The sequence below is a fragment of the Microbacterium sp. MMO-113 genome (assembly GCF_037148555.1).
GTDB lineage: Bacteria > Actinomycetota > Actinomycetes > Actinomycetales > Microbacteriaceae > Microbacterium.
This window is the reverse complement of sequence record NZ_JBBCTD010000004.1, coordinates 443767-460477: the sequence shown is the minus strand read 5'-3', so window position 1 is coordinate 460477 and position 16711 is coordinate 443767. Positions and strand designations below refer to the sequence as shown.

The window sequence follows — 16711 nt, the reverse complement described above, 5'->3', positions numbered from 1 at the left end:
GCATGGACGCAACCGGGTGCAACGTCCGCCGGTATACCATCCGGGTATCGCCACGCAGCGTCAGTCCCCAGCTGACCACGGGCGGGACGGTTCAACCGTCAATGCGGAGGGAACGTCGAATTCCTTTCGATCCCGAGGGGGGATGGGGTGGGCGTCGGTTCCCCAGAACGGCACCCACCCCCACATCGGTCTCCGGCCCGGCCTTTCTCTCGCGAGCGAGGAGTGCAGAGCCGCGCGTCCAGAGCATCTCGAGGGTGCCGCGCGAGAAGAAGGCGAGCCACGTCCGAGCGAAGGCGATGAGCACGACGGCCAGGATGACGAACAGGATCGTCGTCACCAGGGTGTTGTCGAGGGTGCGGGACGCCGGAGTCGGGTCGCCGATGTTCTTGGCGTCTGGCAGGTAAGATGTTACCTGCGCATTCCCCTATACAGAGCCAGGTGGAGCGCGGGAAGGGAGAGATGGCCCGATACTGGCCTGAGGCCGACCGAAAGCGCCCCCGTCTCGGAAAGGCCGGGCTCCTTGTCATCCTCCTGACGGTGCTCGCCGGGTGCGCGGCCGCCGATGACACGCCGTCGCCGTCGCCCTCGCCGTCCAGCGAAGACCCTGCCGCAATCGCCGACGATGGCCCGAAGGCGCCTGGTGATCGCGAGATCGTACCGCCGGAGGTCCGCACTCGAAACGGCGTCACGCGCGTGCGTTTCGATCTCGGCAACGTCGCCATCGGGGATCCGCCGCAGCCGGAGGAGTTCATGAGCCCGCTCCGCGGCACTCTCACTCTGCCCGCCCGATCGTCGTCCACCCGCGCGCGTCTGATCGTGATCGGCCATCTGCGTGCGGCGACCTGTGCCGATTCGAGCTTCCGCTACCCGTGCTGAGGCGCCGATTCCATCCGCTATGACGCCGGGATGGACTACCTCGCCGAGAAGCTCGCCGCCCAGGGTTACGCGGTCCTCGCGCCCGATCTTGCCCCCGTCTTCGTCGGGCAGCTCGCGCGAGGGGGATCGTACGATCAGACCCGGGCCTGGCGTCGTGTCGTGCTGGACCAGGTGGAGTCGCTGAGTCGTGCGGTTGACCAAAGCGAGGCCAGGAAGCGGCTCGTCGGATCGGATTCGGAGGCTGACGCCCGGGTCCGAGCGGTGGATACCTCGTCGATCCTCTGGATCGCCCATTCACGGTCGGGGATGATGATTCGCGCCGCCGCCGAGGAAGCCGCGAAGGCGGGAATCACCACGCGCGGCGCGCTGTATCTCGCGACGGCGCACGACGTCGGCAACAACGAAGGGGAGTCGCTCGATGACCCGCCCCTGGACGTCCCCAGCCTCGGGATCGTGGGCGGACGAGATCGCGATGTCCCCAGCGATTCCGTCCAGTGGGCGGCCGCTCACTTCGGCGTCGATCGCCGCAGCCCGTTGGCCGTGGCGACGGTCGGCTCGTTCGGCCACACCCAGTTCAACGCGGCCCCGGAGCTCGCCGACGATCGGTTGGACTGCGGGAGCAAGCCGGCCAGCCCGTCCTGTCCCTCCGGAGAAGAGGCGCGCGCGCTGATGGTCACGACCGCGGTCGGGTGGGCGAAAGCCGTGGATGATGCCTCCTTCCCTTCGTTCATGACGGATGCGGCCACCGCCGTGCCGTCCGAATGGCTGGGATACCGAGCCGACTGGTTCGTGCATACCCTCGCACCACGACGGGTGCTCGTGGACGCCGCACAGGAACCGGCGGCCCGAGCGCTGAAGACCGAAGACGCGAGTGTTCAGCGATGTCGCATCGTCGATCTGATGGAGCCGGTGGCACCGGGAACAACTTCCTGCCCGGATGACAGTGATGTCGTGGCCCGCCCGGGTGGCCCCTATCTCCTCGCCGACTGGAAACCCGGAGGCACTCTCTCCGTATCCACGGGTCAGCCCTCGACAGCCGCCCGGACGGTTGTCCTGCATCTGATGCCGTTCCGGAAGAGTGATCCGGCGGGCGTGCAGCTCGACATCCGCGTCGCATCGAGCCGGGTGGCACTCGGCTCGGACACCCCGGGGCTTCGCATCCCGGGCGTCGGAGACGACGGCGCGAAGACGACCACCGTCCGCGTTCCCCTCCCCCCGGGCACCGCGGGTGCATCGGTAACGCTGGGATCGGACACAAGCGCGGGAGGGGTCTTGATCACCGGGATGGAGCTCGTGACCTCCCCGCCGGGAACGGGCTGAGGCTGCCCCGTCAGTTCCAGCGGCTGAGCATCCAGAAGACCGCGACTCCGATCACCACGAGGATCGGCACCCAGGCGCCCGTGCGCTTGAGGCGCCGACCCTGCGGCGCGACCCCCGGCGGTGGGGTGATCATCCCGACCGGCGGGGCGAACGGGAGAGCGTGCCCCCCGGGCGTCGCGGCGGCGGCGAGGCGGTCATCGCGCCACCGCGCCCACTGGTCGAGCTTGGTCAACAGCGCCCCCACCGTCCCGAACAGCCACGCCCAGGTCGCCGGGTCGAGCGTGGAGGCGCGGCGGGGCGTGTAGAGGAACAGCCAGTCGTCGACGATCTCCACGTCGAGCTGCGCGGCGTTGTCGATGAAGCGCGCCATGATGTCGGGCGAGAAGAGGTAGAGAGCGTCCTGCTCGTAGCCCTCCGGGCAGTACAGGGTGAAGTGCTGGTCGAAGTCACCCTCGAGGGAGAGACGCTGCGCCCGCCGGAACGAGGCCGGCAGGTTGGAGCCGAAGCCGTTGTTGCCCTTCGCGTCGAGCACGATGTTCGGCAGCGGCACATCCAGCTTCACCGCCACATAGCCCCACCGATACGTCGTCGAGTTCTTCCCGGACTGCACCGTGTACTGGTAGTTGCCGAACTCCACGAACCGCGGACTCGTGCCGCGGACCAGGTCGGTGGCCATGCGCGAGCGGCCGAGGTGGAAGATCATGCCGGGGAGCGGCGGATCGTCCACGCGCGGCTCGTACGTCATGCCGTTGGCCTGGGCAAACCGGTGCAGGCGGTACCGGGCGGTGCGCGCGTTGCGGACGCCCATCCAGATGAGCACGCCCACCCCCGCGGCCACCAGCAGGAGGAGCACGAGGGGGATCGCCGCCGACGCGGGAGAGCCGCTGCTCGCCGCCAGTGCCACCACCACGGAGGCGAGGATCGGGAGCAGCACGAGGCCGGCGATCGCCACCGCTACGATGCCGATGATCGACGACACCGTCATGCCTGTCGTCCGGCGGGACCGGAGCTCCGCCGCGAAGGCACGCACGGCCGCCGGGTCGACCGGATCGGTGAGCGGGCGTGCATCGAACGACGCCGATGCCTGCGGAGACGTCACCGGTTGACCTCGTCGGCGTCCCACGTGAGGTCGGCGCCCTCGCGCAGGGCCTTCGCCTCCAGCCGCTCGTCCGTGCAGATCGCGCGGATGAGGTCGGGCGAGCCCGCGACGATCGTGGAGTCGTAGTCGATCTCCGAAACCATCACCCAGGCGTGATCGGCGGGCCAGAGGAGGTTCGGACTCTGAGCGGCGGGCGGGAAGCCGTGCTCCTCGCCGATCCGGTCGCGCCACGGCACGCCGAGCACCCAGTCCGGATCCGCGAAGGCCTGGGCGCCTCCGGAGAACAGCACGTAGTCGCGCCCGGGGAGCTGCAGCCGGGGCCCTTCGGAGATCTCGCGCGAGAGGATGCCGTCCTGCCAGGTGGGCTTCCGGAAGACGTTGTTGAAGGGGTCGTGCGTGCTGCGGTCGAGCATCGCCTGATGGTGCGGGTCTTCGGTGAACGTGAGGAAGACACGGGACGGCCCGTCTCCGAAGAAGCCGACCAGACCGCCGAACCCCTCCCAGAGCGCGACGACCCCTTCGTGCGGCGTCGCGGTGTGGGCGGCGAGGTGTCCGGCCAGGACCGCCACGAGGTCGCTGTCGAGCGCGCCCTCCAGCGGCGCCGTGAACTCACGGCCGTCCGGAGCGATGCGGGTCCGCCAATCGGCGTCGACGGGAGTGCGCACGATCCGGTGCCACTGCGCCTCCGCGTGCATCGTCGTGCCGAAGGCGGCGGCGGTGTCCGCCCAGCTGACGCGTACCTCGGAATCCGCCGCCGTGGGACTCTCCCGCACCGTGGCGGGATGGAACACCCGGGCGTACGCGGGGAAGCCGCGGGGAACGACCGCGTGCATGCTGCCCAGACCGTCGTCGAGGGTCTGGCGCAACCATGCGCCGACGCCGGGGTCTGCGATCCATTCCATTGCACACACGCTACCGGGGGCATGCCCGGCCGGCTGCAAGGCACCGGCGCGGCACGCGCCGCACCGGTGCCGCGTCGCTCAGCGGGTGGCGAGGGCGATCAGGCCGAAGACCTCGCCCTGCGGCCCCTGTACGACGGTAGCGCGTCCGAAGGGGGTGTCCGACACGGGCACCCGCAGCTTCCCGCCCAGCTCCTCGGCACGTGCAGCGCTGGCGTCGACGTCCCCGGTGGCGAACCAGGTGAGCCAGTGGTCGGGCGCGCCGGCCGGCAGCTCGGCGTCGCGGAGGATGCCGCCGACCTCGGCACCGTCGCCCGCGCGGGTGAAGGTCGCGTAGACGAACCCCTCGCCGCCGACGTCGCGGTACTCGTAGCCGAAAACGGACGCATAGAAGGCGCGCGCCGCGACGTCGTCCCTCGCGTGGAGCTCGTTCCACACCAAGGTGCCCGGCTCGTTCACGCGGCCCGCGCCGATGTGGTCGCCCGCCTGCCACAGCCCGAGCGCGGCGCCACCCGGATCGGCGACGATCGCCATGCGTCCCGAGCTCATCACATCGAACGGCTCCGCGATCACCTGACCGCCGGCCGCGGAGACGGCACGGGCGGAGGCATCCACGTCGTCCGTGGCGAGGTACGTGGTCCACACGGAGGGCGTACCCGGGTCCTGCTTCGGGCCGATCCCGGCCACGGCGGCCCCGTCGAGGGTGGCGAGCAGGTAGCCGCCGGACTCCTCTCCGCCGGAGGAGTACTCCCATCCGAAGAGGGCGGCGTAGAAGGCCGTCGCGGCCGTCACGTCGTCCGCGCCCAGGTCGACCCAGGTGGGCGTCCCGGCCGGCCAGGGATCGGTGCGAATGGTCATGGGATCTCCTTCTCTCAGGCGCCGTCCGGATCGGGCGCACCGGAGAGACGCACGATCAGCCATCTCATTACGCGCGGTCGTCGGATCGGTGATCCCCCATAATCGAGGGGTGACTGCCACCGCCACCCTCCCCTCCCTCGACGGCCGACGCTTCCGCATGGTCTCGTCCACGACCTCCGCCGTCGACCCCGACGCCCCCAGCGTCTTCGAGTACTTCGAACGCGACGGCGCGATCTGGGGCGGCTACGAGGGCGACACGGTCACCTTCGGGAAGTTCGTCGGCACGCGCACCGGCGACACGATCTGGGTCTCGTTCGTCCATGTGCTCAAGGCCGACGGCGCTGTGGTCACCGGCGATGGCGAGAGCGAGCTGGAGCTGACCGCGGACGGCCGCATCCGCCTGGTGGAGCACTACGAGATGCACGGCCTCCCGCAGCTCAGCGTCGTCGAGGAGATCCCGGCCGCCTGACTCAGCGCGGCGGGAGCGCATCCCGGCCGGGGGAGGCCGGCGTCCACCGGGTCATCCCCAGCGGCACCTCGGTCTGCCGCTCGGGCAGGTCTCCGGGAAGCAGGTAGGGCCGCCGGATCACTTCGTCGAGCACGACGACGCTGACCACCGTCCGCACCTCGGGAAGCTGCGCGATGACCCCCGTCGAGAACTCGTGCACACCGCTCACGTCGACGGCGCGGATGAGCAGCATCGCATCGTGCTCGCCGGTCGTGATCGCGCACCACTCGACATCCGGCATCTCGATGATCCGCTCCCGGAACGAGGCCCAGGCCTGCGGCATCACCGTCACGAAGACGAGGGCCCCGATCGACAGCCCCGCCTTGGCCTGATCCACGCGGGCGCTGAATCCGGTGATGACGCCGTCGTGCACGAGCGACTCGACCCGCGTGTACGCACTGGCCCGGGAGATGCCGACCTTCTCGGCCAGCGCGGCGATCGAGACGCGACCGTTATCGCGCAGCACATCGAGGATTCTGTACGCCGTCTCATCCAAGGGGGCGGCACTTCGTCCAGATTGCTTCGACGGATCCGCGTCCTTGCTGGACATATTGCTCCTCACATCCGAGCTTCACGACAATGCGTGCCTGTGTGACGCGCACTTGCTGGACACATCGTCGCATATGATGCGAATCTGATCCCCGGTCGTCCACATCGGTGGCGGCCGCACCCGAATGTACTCCTCGCCCTTGGAGGCCCTGATGTCGTCACGCCGTATCACGCCGGTCATCGCGCTCGGAGCCGTCGCGCTCCTGGCGCTCGCAGGTTGCTCGGGAGGGAACTCCGCGAACAACTCCGAGTCGTCCCAGGGATCCGACTCCCTCGTCATCGACACCGCGTTCTCGATCGAGACGACCGACCCGGGTCACACGTACGACCCGACCGGCAACATGATCGCGAAGGCGCTGTACGAGACCCTCGTCGACTTCGAGGGATCCGACGTCTCCACTCCGGTCCCCGGCCTCGCGTCGTGGGAGCAGAACGACGAGGCGACCGAGTTCACCTTCACGCTCGAAGGCGACCGCGTGTTCTCCGACGGCTCGCCCATCGAGGCGAAGGACGTCGTGTTCTCGCTGCAGCGGATCCAGGGGATGGCGGACGCCAAGCCCAACTTCCTGCTCGGCGGCCTGACGATCGAGGAGGTCGACGACAAGACCATCCGCTTCACCTCGGAGACCCCGCTGCTGCAGCTCCCCGCGATCCTCGCGAACCCGGCGCTCGGCATCGTCAACGCCGACGTCGTCATGGAGAACGGCGGGAGCACCGACGGCTCGGACAGCGCCCAGGGCTTCCTCGACGGCGAGTCCGCCGGCTCCGGCCCGTTCGTGCTGGACACCCTCGACCTCAGCTCGCAGGTCGTGCTCACGCGCAACGACGAGTACAACGGCGACGAGGAGTCGGCCTACAGCCGCGTCGTCGTGCGCAACGTCTCGGAGAGCGCGACCCAGCTCGCCAACCTCAAGGGCGGCGACTCGATGGTCGCGATGGACCTCAACGGCGACCAGGTCGCCGGTCTCGGCGATGACATCAGCGTCGACTCGGTCCCGTCCGGCCAGACCATCTTCCTGCTGCTCAACCAGGGCGAGGCCGGCGGTGACCTCGCGAACGTGAAGATCGCGGAGGCCATCCGCTACGCGCTCGACTACGACGCGCTGCTCGAGCTCGCCGGTGCCGGCGCCGTCCAGGCGACCGGCGTCATCCCGCCCGGGTTCGAGGGCGCCCTCGACAGCGGCGTGAAACAGGACCTCGACAAGGCGAAGGCCGCGCTGGAGGAGGCCGGGTACACCGGTCAGACCCTCAAACTCCAGTTCCCGAACGACTACCCGGTCGGCGGCGTGGAGTTCACCCCGCTCGCGGAGCGCATCCAGGCGCAGCTCGAGGACGCTGGCATCGCCGTCGACCTGGCTCCGGCACCGTTCGCGACCGAGCTCGACGCGTACGTCAACGGCACCGAGGGCTTCGGCCTGTGGTTCTGGGGTCCGGACTACGCCGACTCCGCGAACTTCCTGCCCTTCGCCCCGGGTCTGAAGGTCGGTCTCCGCGCCGGCTGGGCGGCCGAGGCCAACCCGGAGATCGCGGGCATCGCCGCCGGTGCGGCCGCCGCGACCGACGCCGAGCAGCGCACCGAGGCCTTCACCGAGTTCGCCGAGGCCATGCAGGCCGAGGGCCCGTTCGTGCCGCTGATCGTCCCCGGTCGCAACATCTCCTCCGCCTCCAGCGTGTCCGGCGCCGTCTACAACTCCGTGTGGGAGATGGACATCGCCGAGATCCAGCCGGCCGGCTGAGCGGATCACCATGACGACAGTGGCCGTGCAGAGGCAGGCGCAGCGGCGCCGCTCGCCTCTCGTCGGATACCTGCTGCGGCGGGCCGGGACCTCTCTGCTCCTGTTGGTGGGCGTGACCATCGTCACGTTCGCGCTCACCAACCTGGTGCCGGGAGACCCGGTCTCGGCCGCGCTCGGTGAGGGCGCGTCGCAGAACCCCGCGACGCGCGAGGCGTTCATCAAGGCGAACGGACTCGACCAGCCACTGTTCGTGCAGTACTTCATCTACATGGGGAACCTGCTCCGCGGGGACCTCGGCACGTCGCTGGTGACCGGACGCCCGGTCACCAGCGACCTCGCCACCGCCGTGCCCGCGACGATCGAGATCGCGATCGGCGCGATCATCGTCAGCCTCGCGGTCAGCATCGTGCTCGGCACTCTGGCCGCCTACCGCCGCGGACTCGTCACCGACCAGGTCATCCGCGTCGTGACGCTCGTCGGGCTCAGCGTCCCGACCTTCTGGCTCGCGCTGGTCAGCTTCTACGTGTTCTTCCTGGAGCTGCGGATCGCCCCGGGTTCCGGACGCATCTCGCCGTCGATCACCCCGCCGCCCCGCGTGACCGGGCTCTACACGGTCGACTACCTCCTCAACGGCGACGCGGTCGGCTTCTTCGACGCCCTCGCACACCTCGCACTGCCGGTCATGGTGCTCTCGCTCGTGACCATCGGACTGCTCACCCGCTTCATCCGCACCTCGGTGCTCGAGGTCCTCGGCAGCGACTACGTGCGCGCGGCACGTGCCAAGGGCCTGCCGGCCATGCGCGTCATCCTCGACTACGTGCTGCGTGGAGCATCGCTCCCGATCCTCACGGTGGTGGGTGTCGCGTTCGGGGCCCTGCTCTCCGGAACCGTGCTCGTCGAGTCGGTGTTCGCCTGGCCGGGGCTGGGCACCTACGCCTACAACTCCGCCGCGAACCTCGACCTGCCCGGCATCATGGGCGTGGGTCTCGTGGTCGGTGTCATCTACCTCCTCATCAACTTCATCGTGGACCTGCTCTACGGCGTGCTCGACCCGAGAGTGAGGATCGCATGAGCCGCATCGCCGCAGCGACCCCCGCCGGACGCTTCCGCTTCCGCTGGCCGCGCGCCTGGCGCACCCCGCTCGGCATCATCGGCACCGTCATCGCCGGTGCCTGGATCATCGTCGCCTTCACCGCGCAGTGGTGGGTGCCCTATCCGCCGAACGCGCAGGTGCTGCCCCGTCTGCAGCCGCCGGGCATCGACACGATCCTCGGTACCGACGGCAACGGCCGCGACATCTTCTCCCGGTTGATGACCGGCGCGACGGTGAGTCTGCCGCTCGCGCTCATGCTCGTGATCGCCGCCCTCATCATCGGCACCCTCGTCGGCGCGGTCGCCGGGTACTTCGGGCGCGCCGTCGACGAGACACTCATGCGCATCACCGACCTCTTCATGGCGTTCCCGACCGTGATCCTCGCCATGGTGGTCGCGGCCTCGCTCGGCCCCTCGCTGTTCAACGCCGTCATCGCCGCGATCGTGGTCTCGTGGCCGCAGTACGCCCGTGTCACCCGCAGCATCGTGCTCGGTCTCCGCGGGCAGAACTATGTGATCGCGGGCCGCCTGCTCGGGCACTCGCCGCTGCGCACGCTCTTCGTCGACATCCTGCCGAACATCGCCGGCCCGGTCCTCGTGCTCGCGACGCTCGACATCGGCGCGGCGATCCTGCTCCTCTCGGGGCTCTCCTTCCTCGGTCTCGGCGCGCAGCCGCCGACGGCGGAGTGGGGGTCGATGATCTCCGGGGCGATGCAGAACTTCGACGCCTGGTGGCTCGGAGTCTTCCCCGGCCTCGCGATCCTCACCGTGGTGCTCGCGTTCAACTTCCTCGGCGACGCGATGCGCGACGTGCTCGACCCGACCGCCGAGATCACACACGAGAAGCAGGCGGAGCACACCGCCTCCGCGACGGGGGTGCCCGCATGACCGCGCAGAGCACGGCGACGCTGAGCATCCGCGACCTCACGATCGACATCGGCCGTCCGCTCGTGAAGGGCGTGTCCCTGGAGCTCGAACCCGGGCGCATCCACGGTCTCGCGGGGGAGTCGGGCTCCGGCAAGACTCTCACCTCCCTAGCGGTGCTCGGCCTCCTGCCGCGACAGGCGAAGACCGGCGGCTCGATCCTGCTCGCGGGGGAGGAGCTCGTCGGTCGCAACCGGCGCGGGCTCAACCGCGTCCGCGGGAAGCGCATCGCGATGGTCTTCCAGGACCCGTCGGCCTCGCTGCACCCGCAGCTGCCGGTCGGCCGTCAGCTCACCGACCACATGCGCGTGCACCTCGGACTCAAGGGCGCCGCTGCGCGCGAGCGGGCGGTGGAGCTGCTCCAGACCGTGCAGGTGCCGAACCCGGCCGAGGCCCTGAAGCGGTATCCCCATCAGTTCTCCGGCGGACAGCGGCAGCGCATCGCGATCGCGTGCGCCCTCGCGTGCGACCCGGAGGTGCTGCTCGCGGACGAGCCGACGACCGCCCTCGACGTGACGGTGCAGGCCGGGATCCTGAAGCTCCTGCGCGACCTCGCGACCGAGAGGAACCTCGCCGTGCTGCTCGTGACCCACGACCTGGGCGTGATGAGCGCGATCGCGGATACGGTCGCCGTCATGAAGGACGGCCGCATCGTCGAGCTCGCCGATCGGGAGACGCTCTTCCGCGCCCCGCAGCACGAGTACACCCGCATGCTGCTCGCGGCCCTGCCGGGGTCGCGCATCGACGAGAGCCCCGAGGAGGCCGCGGATGAGTGAGGTCAGCGTCCTCGACGCCCGCGACGTGGTGGTGCGGTACCCGGGCAACCCGCCCGTGATCGCGGTGAACGGCGTCTCGCTGAGCGTGGCGGCAGGGGAGACGGTCGCCCTCGTGGGCGAGTCCGGCAGCGGCAAGTCGAGCCTGGCCCGCGCCGTCGTCGGCATCGAGAAGACCGCCGCCGGGACGGTGTCGTTCCGCGGCACCCCCGTCGCACCGCTGGGGATCCGTCGTCGTGACACGGCGCTCACCGGCATCCAGATGGTCTTCCAGGACCCGGCGACCTCGCTGAACCCGCGCCGGCGGATCGGCGACCAGATCTCCGACGGCATCGCGACCGCCCGCGCGCGCGGTGCCGCCGGTTCCACCGTGGAGGAGTGGCTGGAGCGGGTCGGACTGCCCGCCGAGGTGCGCACCCGCTTCCCGCATCAGTTCTCCGGCGGGCAGAAGCAGCGCATCGCGATCGCCCGGGCGCTCGCGGCGCGTCCCTCGCTGCTCGTCGCCGACGAGCCCATCTCCGCTCTCGACGCGTCCACCCAGACGAGTGTCGCGGGACTCATGCGCGATCTCGTGGCCGAGTCCGGCGCGGGGATGCTCTTCATCTCCCACGATCTCGCCGTCGTGCGCCGCATCGCCGACCGCACGTTCGTGATGTTCGGCGGGAGGGTGCTCGAATCCGGGCCGACCGACGAGCTCTGGGCGGCGCCGCGGCACCCCTACACGCAGGCGCTGCTCGCCGCGATCCCGGAGCCCGACGGCACCGGGCGCATCCCCGATGCCCCCTCCGCCGACGACCGCGCGGTCTGGGCCGAGGTGCCTCCCGTCGCCTACTGACGCCGGATACGGCGACCCGCGCCGACATGCTCCGTCAGTCGGAGTGCGTGCGTGACCGCGACCGCCGGTGGCGTCGGATCGACATGGCGATCCCGACGGTGATGGCGATCGCCAGCAGCGCCGCCATCAGTATCGAACTGGCGGTGTCGCTGATGAGACCCTGCATACGCAGGATGAGCACAGCAATGGCCACAACCAGCAGGGTCGCGGAGGCGATCCATCGTCCTGAGTAGAGCGTCATGATCCGGTCCTCTCGTTCATTGGGAGTAGCATCCGGTGATGATGCCGGCCCACTGGCGGAGCCGGATGCCCTTCCCGCTACGGGAGCAGCCGATCAACTGAGACTGATTGTTCCACGCCCATCCGAAGACGACGCCGGCCGTGACGCCGACAGGCCAGAACCGAGCTCCGAGGAGTCCCGCCAGGCCAGCCGCGTCTTTGACGACGCCATACTTCGAGATCAGCGTCTTCACTTTGCAGGAGTCGATACGAATGTCCTCCACTGTGACTCCGGTGGAGTAGTCGAACGTCATGAGAGTACCCGCCGCATTCGTGCGCTGTAATGTTACATTGCAGTCGAGGGGCTCGGCGATATACGACACGGCGCCGGAGCGAGCACGCCGGTGCCTTCTCGTGTCTCATCCCGACGCCGATAACGATCACCGCTGTGCCGTCCTCCTTCGTGGTCAGACCTTCGTCAGGGAGACTCGTTCGAGATGCGTCGGGCCCGATCGAGGTCTTCGGCACGGAGGAGCTTCGACGCCTGAAGGATCTCGACTCCGAGGAGGTGCCCGTCGGCGTCGAAATCGAGGATGATTTCCCCGGCCCCGTGCGGGTTGCGTATCTCCGGTACCTGCGCGACGGATTCACCCGCGTGGAGCTCACGCCCGACCGGGAGGTAGGCGGCATCCGCTTCGGGGTCATATCTGAGGTGCATCGACGGCCTCCGTTCCTTCCTCCGCCACCGGTCGTGGTGACGGCGAAGGGCCGGAGCGTGCGCTCCGGCCCTTCGCGTGTCTCGTCCGATCAGAGCGGCGCGACGATGTCCTGCTTCACGTCCCACTCGGTGATCTCGAGGGCGATGTCGACCGACTGCCCCTGGACGGTCGCGGAGCTGGTCGAGGCGAGGTTGACGTAGTCCTCGGTGACCTCGAACACGACCTCGACCGGCGTGCCCGCCTGCTCGACGGTGCCGCTGACGAGGTAGACCTTCTGGCCGAGGCGCTCGCCGGTGCCGGTCACGGTGAAGTCGCCCGTGATGGCCTTCGCCGTCTCGGCGGGGTCCATCGCGGTGACGTCCTTCGCGGTGGTGCTGAGGCCGGCGATGATGGGGTCGCTCGACGACGGGTCGGCGGCCTGCCAGTCGCTGGACGGCGACTTCACCCAGACGTCGTCGCCGATCGCGACGATCGAGCCCATCGGCGAGAGCGACTCCAGCGCCTTCTCGGACGGGTTGAAGCGCGTGGTGGACTCCATGCCCATCACGACGGTCTTGGCGGCGTAGCCGGCGGTGTCGGTCATGGCCTCGGCGATGCAGGCGCCGAGGGCCGAGCCGTCGACGGTGGCGCCGTCGGCCAGTTCGGGGCAGTCGGAGGACGGCGCTTCGGCCTCCTGCGATGCAGCCCCGCTCGGCTTCGACTCGGCAGGCTTGTCCGACGCTCCCGCCGAGCATCCGGTGAGCATGACGGCGGCGGCGAGAACGACGCCGACCCCCCACTTGTTGACGCGCATGGCGCCCCCCTCCAGGTCCGTGCCGATGACCGTCACCAGGCACGCCCTCCAGCATGCCAAGGACGGAGCGGATGTGCGGGAGGCGGTTCCGAGGAAACTCCGCTAGACTGTCGAGGTTGTCTGCCTTGCGGCGTCCATTCGGGATTCCACGGGCGGGCACGTGCACACACCCTCCTGCTCCCGGGAAATCCCCGAGAGCCGTTCTAGTCCGAAGGAGGTGGGTAAGTGACGCACCAGTACGAACTCATGGTCATTCTGACCCCCGAGATCGACGAGCGCCAGGTCGCCCCGACGCTCGACAAGTTCCTGAAGGTCATCACCAACGATGGTGGCTCTATCGAGAACGTCGACATCTGGGGCAAGCGCCGTCTCGCCTACGAGATCCAGAAGAAGACCGAGGGCATCTACGCCGTCGTCAACTTCACCGCGACCAGCGCCGCCACGCAGGAGCTCGACCGTCAGCTCAAGCTGAACGAGCAGATCATGCGCACCAAGGTGCTCCGCGCCGAAGAGGCTCAGGCGATGATCGCTTCCGAGGCCAAGCGCTCCGAAGAGAAGGCTGCCCGCAAGGCCGCCAAGGCTGCGAAGGCCTAAGTCTCATGGCCGGCGAAACCGTCATCACCGTGGTGGGCAACCTCACCGCCGACCCCGAGCTGCGCTACACGCAGAACGGGCTGCCGGTGGCGAACTTCACCATCGCATCGACGCCTCGCAACTTCGACCGTGCCGCGAACGAGTGGAAGGACGGCGAAGCGCTGTTCCTCCGCGCCTCGGTGTGGCGTGAGTTCGCCGAGCACGTGGCGGGCTCGCTCACCAAGGGCATGCGCGTGATCGCGCAGGGTCGTCTGCGCCAGCGTTCCTACCAGGACCGCGAGGGCAACCAGCGCACCGCGATCGAGCTGGAGGTCGACGAGATCGGCCCCTCGCTGCGGTACGCGACCGCGCAGGTCACCCGTGCGGCCTCGGGCGGTGGCGGCGGGGGACAGTCCCGTCCCGCGCAGCAGCAGCAGGTGTCGGAGGAGCCGTGGTCCACGCCCGGCTCGTCGACCAGCGCCGACGCCTGGAGCACTCCGGGCAGCTTCGGCGACGACACCCCCTTCTGAAAACACTTCTTCACGGGTGGGTCCCTGAGCTTGTCGAAGGGCCGCACCCCGCTCATCACTAAGGAAAAGCAATGGCTGGAAAGTCGAGCGGCGACCGCCGCAAGCCGCGGAAGGGCGCGAAGAACGCCGCCCCCGCGAAGTCCATCCGGGTCGGCGTCATCGATTACAAGGATGTCGCCACCCTCCGCAAGTTCGTCTCGGAGCGCGGCAAGATCCGCGCCCGTCGCATCACCGGTGTGTCGGTGCAGGAGCAGCGTCTGATCGCCACCGCGATCAAGAACGCGCGCGAGATGGCGCTCCTGCCCTACGCTGGCGCCGGCCGGTAAGGGGTACTGAGATGGCAAAGCTGATTCTCACGAACGAGGTCGCCGGGCTGGGTAGCGCCGGTGACGTGGTCGAGGTCAAGAACGGGTACGCCCGCAACTACCTCATCCCCCAGGGCTTCGCTACGGCGTGGACCCGTGGTGGCGAAAAGCAGGTCGCGTCGATCCAGGCTGCGCGTCAGGCACGCGCGATCCACGACCGCGACGAGGCTGTGGCCCTGAAGAACACCCTCGAGGGCACCAAGGTGCGTCTCGCGGTGAAGGCCGGCAAGGAAGGCCGTCTGTTCGGCTCGGTGAAGACCGCCGACGTCGCAGAGGCCGTCACGGCTGCGGGCCTCGGCTCGATCGACAAGCGCAAGGTGCACATCCCCTCGCCCATCAAGGCGACCGGTGAGCACGAGGCGACCGTGCGTCTGCACGAGGACGTCACTGCCGTCATCACGCTGCAGGTCGTCGCCGCCAAGTAAGGCACCCGACGGGCGACGCCTGTCGAACGAAACGCCCCCTGTCCTCCGGGACAGGGGGCGTTCTGCGTCGGGACGAGGACGAGCAATGGGCATTTCTCATACGCTGCGGCAACATGCCGTGCTGTTGGCTCGACCGCATGGCGACCCCCTTCTCCTCCCCGACGTCCAGAGCGCCTTGGGGCGATGCTGCGAAGGGGCTGCTGATCGTCCTCGTGGTGTTCTGGCACGTCGTGCTGAAGACCTACCTGCAGGTCGACTGGCGGCTCGGCATCCCCCTCCCCGGAGCCTGGGGTCTCGCGGCCGACCTCATCTGGCCGTTCCTCATGCCGTTGTTCCTGTTCCTGTCCGGGTACTTCGCCTCGGCAGCTTTGGCCCGACCGTGGGCCGTCGTGTTCCGTCCCCGCGTCGTGCGCTTCCTCTACCTGTATCTGCTGTGGAGCCTCATCCACGCCGCCGCGATGTGGGCGTTTCCGGACTTCCCGACGTTCGTGCCCCGGAGCGTCTCCGCGTTCGTGGAGGGGGTGACGATCAGCCCGCCGAACACCTAGTCCCCTGGCGGACACCGGTCGCGGTGCTGAGCCTGGTGGGGGTCGGCCTCGCCGTCAGCGCCGCGGCGGCGATCCCCGCCCGCCCCGCCGCGATCGCCGACCGCCCAGGCACCCGCGCGGGAGAAGTCAGCATCGGCGCCGTGGGCGACATCCTGCTGTACGACGCGGCGCGCGGGATCCCGGCGGACCGCGGGCGATCGACCTTCGACGAGGTTCGCCCCTGGCTCACCGAGGACATCGTCACCGGCAACCTGGAGCAGGTGATCGCGGCGGACACCGGCATCGACAAGTGCGGCGGGAGCGATCACTGCCTCGCGTTCCGCAGCGAGCCGGATGCCGCTGCGACGCTGCGCGGCTTCGACGTGCTCAACCAGGCGAACAACCACAGTCACGACTTCGGCCGGGAGGGCGTCGACGAGACGAGGGCCGTCTTGCGCGCGGAGGGCATCGACGCCGTTGGTGACCGGAACGAGGTCGTCGTGACGAGGGTAGGGGAGACCACCGTGGCCCTGGTCGGTTTCGCGCCCTATGGGGGATTCAACCGGGTCACCGACCTGCGTCACGTCGGTCAGGTCGTGCGTGCGGCGGCGGAGCAGGCCGATCTCGTCGTCGTCCACGCGCACATGGGTGCCGAGGGACCGGAGGCCGACGCGGTCACCGGGGGGACCGAGCTCAGCTTCGGGGAGAACCGGGGCGATCCGCAGGCGTTCGCGCACGCGGCCGTCGACGCCGGGGCCGATCTGGTGGTCGGGCACGGCCCGCACGTCGTCCGGGGTGCGGAGTTCTACCGCGGCCGCCTCATCGCGTACAGTCTGGGCAACTTCGCGGGAGGGGGCGTCTTCGGGGCCGAGGAGGAGACGCGCTTCGGCGCCTACCTGTCGGTCCGTCTCCGTGCCGACGGAACGTTTCTCGGCGGACAGGTCCGCTCGATCCGCTTGGGGGCCGACGGCGGCGCCCCGGAGCCCGATCCGACCGGTCGGGCCGGCGCCCTGATGGACGAGCGCGGCCGGCGGGACTTCCCGGGCAGTGCTGTCGTCGTCGACGCCGACGGGTCGATCGTCCTGCCGTGA

Annotated in this window: 22 protein-coding genes; 14 read left to right on the top strand and 8 right to left on the bottom strand. The window is 69.4% G+C overall.

Features of this window, described 5'->3' with window-relative positions; all coding sequences use genetic code 11:
• Positions 1–459: 459 nt before the first annotated feature.
• Together WFJ36_RS15975 and WFJ36_RS15970 are read left to right on the top strand one after the other, a co-directional pair.
• Entirely contained in the window at positions 460–876 is a 417-nt protein-coding gene (locus WFJ36_RS15975) for a hypothetical protein (RefSeq protein ID WP_336643690.1), read from the top strand.
• A gap of 30 nt (positions 877–906) precedes the next feature.
• On the top strand, positions 907–2196 hold the full coding sequence (locus WFJ36_RS15970; RefSeq protein ID WP_336643689.1) for a hypothetical protein: 1290 nt from the start codon (positions 907–909) through the stop codon (positions 2194–2196).
• 10 nt (positions 2197–2206) lie between these two features.
• Here WFJ36_RS15970 and WFJ36_RS15965 read toward each other — a convergent pair whose 3' ends face one another.
• From WFJ36_RS15965 to WFJ36_RS15955, 3 genes are all read right to left on the bottom strand, one after another.
• A complete protein-coding gene (locus tag WFJ36_RS15965) occupies positions 2207–3295 on the bottom strand; it encodes a hypothetical protein (protein WP_071329799.1) in 1089 nt (362 codons plus the stop codon).
• Positions 3292–4197: a hypothetical protein gene (locus tag WFJ36_RS15960; protein ID WP_071329800.1), complete on the bottom strand. Its 906-nt coding sequence runs from the start codon at positions 4195–4197 to the stop codon at positions 3292–3294. The genes WFJ36_RS15965 and WFJ36_RS15960 overlap by 4 nt, the downstream gene beginning before the upstream one ends.
• 78 nt (positions 4198–4275) lie before the next feature.
• Positions 4276–5052, bottom strand: a complete 777-nt coding sequence (locus WFJ36_RS15955; RefSeq protein ID WP_071329801.1) for a VOC family protein — start codon at positions 5050–5052, stop codon at positions 4276–4278.
• Between the two features lie 109 nt (positions 5053–5161).
• Here WFJ36_RS15955 and WFJ36_RS15950 point away from each other — a divergent pair, with 109 nt between their 5' ends.
• Positions 5162–5521, top strand: coding sequence for a hypothetical protein (locus WFJ36_RS15950; protein WP_256209484.1), 360 nt, complete (start codon positions 5162–5164; stop codon positions 5519–5521).
• 1 nt (position 5522) lies between these two features.
• Here WFJ36_RS15950 and WFJ36_RS15945 read toward each other — a convergent pair whose 3' ends face one another.
• On the bottom strand, positions 5523–6110 hold the full coding sequence (locus WFJ36_RS15945; RefSeq protein WP_234024180.1) for an Lrp/AsnC family transcriptional regulator: 588 nt from the start codon (positions 6108–6110) through the stop codon (positions 5523–5525).
• Between the two features lie 151 nt (positions 6111–6261).
• Between WFJ36_RS15945 and WFJ36_RS15940 the strand changes: the two genes are divergently transcribed.
• The 5 genes from WFJ36_RS15940 to WFJ36_RS15920 are packed head-to-tail and all read left to right on the top strand — an operon-like array spanning position 6262 to position 11469.
• Positions 6262–7845, top strand: a complete 1584-nt coding sequence (locus WFJ36_RS15940; protein ID WP_071329802.1) for an ABC transporter substrate-binding protein — start codon at positions 6262–6264, stop codon at positions 7843–7845.
• Positions 7846–7855: 10 nt separating this feature from the next.
• Entirely contained in the window at positions 7856–8917 is a 1062-nt protein-coding gene (locus tag WFJ36_RS15935) for an ABC transporter permease (RefSeq protein WP_058631931.1), read from the top strand.
• Positions 8914–9825, top strand: a complete 912-nt coding sequence (locus tag WFJ36_RS15930; protein ID WP_025102819.1) for an ABC transporter permease — start codon at positions 8914–8916, stop codon at positions 9823–9825. The genes WFJ36_RS15935 and WFJ36_RS15930 overlap by 4 nt, the downstream gene beginning before the upstream one ends.
• The gene (locus tag WFJ36_RS15925) at positions 9822–10637 is read left to right on the top strand and encodes an ABC transporter ATP-binding protein (RefSeq protein WP_062637787.1); all 816 of its coding nucleotides are present in this window, start codon (positions 9822–9824) and stop codon (positions 10635–10637) included. The genes WFJ36_RS15930 and WFJ36_RS15925 overlap by 4 nt, the downstream gene beginning before the upstream one ends.
• Positions 10630–11469: an ABC transporter ATP-binding protein gene (locus WFJ36_RS15920; RefSeq protein ID WP_071329804.1), complete on the top strand. Its 840-nt coding sequence runs from the start codon at positions 10630–10632 to the stop codon at positions 11467–11469. The genes WFJ36_RS15925 and WFJ36_RS15920 overlap by 8 nt, the downstream gene beginning before the upstream one ends.
• Before the next feature lie 34 nt (positions 11470–11503).
• On the opposite strand, the gene WFJ36_RS15915 is transcribed toward WFJ36_RS15920, so the two are convergent.
• The 4 genes from WFJ36_RS15915 to WFJ36_RS15900 all read right to left on the bottom strand — a co-directional run bounded on the left by WFJ36_RS15915 (position 11504) and on the right by WFJ36_RS15900 (position 13200).
• Positions 11504–11710 (bottom strand): hypothetical protein, encoded by a 207-nt coding sequence (locus WFJ36_RS15915; protein ID WP_336643688.1) that lies wholly within the window; start codon positions 11708–11710, stop codon positions 11504–11506.
• Between the two features lie 16 nt (positions 11711–11726).
• Positions 11727–12002 carry a hypothetical protein gene (locus WFJ36_RS15910; protein ID WP_143049325.1) on the bottom strand — a complete coding sequence of 92 codons (276 nt, stop codon included), beginning with the start codon at positions 12000–12002 and terminating at the stop codon, positions 11727–11729.
• Positions 12003–12166: 164 nt separating this feature from the next.
• The gene (locus tag WFJ36_RS15905) at positions 12167–12406 is read right to left on the bottom strand and encodes a DUF2283 domain-containing protein (protein WP_331201498.1); all 240 of its coding nucleotides are present in this window, start codon (positions 12404–12406) and stop codon (positions 12167–12169) included.
• Between the two features lie 89 nt (positions 12407–12495).
• A complete protein-coding gene (locus WFJ36_RS15900) occupies positions 12496–13200 on the bottom strand; it encodes a hypothetical protein (protein WP_071329819.1) in 705 nt (234 codons plus the stop codon).
• Positions 13201–13425: 225 nt separating this feature from the next.
• Here WFJ36_RS15900 and rpsF point away from each other — a divergent pair, with 225 nt between their 5' ends.
• The 6 genes from rpsF (at position 13426) to WFJ36_RS15870 (ending at position 16711) form a co-directional block, all read left to right on the top strand.
• Positions 13426–13794: a 30S ribosomal protein S6 gene (gene rpsF / locus WFJ36_RS15895; protein WP_021201450.1), complete on the top strand. Its 369-nt coding sequence runs from the start codon at positions 13426–13428 to the stop codon at positions 13792–13794.
• Between the two features lie 5 nt (positions 13795–13799).
• Entirely contained in the window at positions 13800–14303 is a 504-nt protein-coding gene (locus tag WFJ36_RS15890) for a single-stranded DNA-binding protein (protein ID WP_025102815.1), read from the top strand.
• A gap of 71 nt (positions 14304–14374) precedes the next feature.
• Positions 14375–14629, top strand: coding sequence for a 30S ribosomal protein S18 (gene rpsR, locus WFJ36_RS15885; RefSeq protein ID WP_017203799.1), 255 nt, complete (start codon positions 14375–14377; stop codon positions 14627–14629).
• 11 nt (positions 14630–14640) lie between these two features.
• Entirely contained in the window at positions 14641–15093 is a 453-nt protein-coding gene (rplI, locus tag WFJ36_RS15880; protein WP_025102814.1) for a 50S ribosomal protein L9, read from the top strand.
• 137 nt (positions 15094–15230) lie between these two features.
• Positions 15231–15641, top strand: coding sequence for an acyltransferase family protein (locus tag WFJ36_RS15875; RefSeq protein ID WP_336643687.1), 411 nt, complete (start codon positions 15231–15233; stop codon positions 15639–15641).
• Between the two features lie 23 nt (positions 15642–15664).
• Positions 15665–16711: a CapA family protein gene (locus WFJ36_RS15870; RefSeq protein ID WP_336643686.1), complete on the top strand. Its 1047-nt coding sequence runs from the start codon at positions 15665–15667 to the stop codon at positions 16709–16711.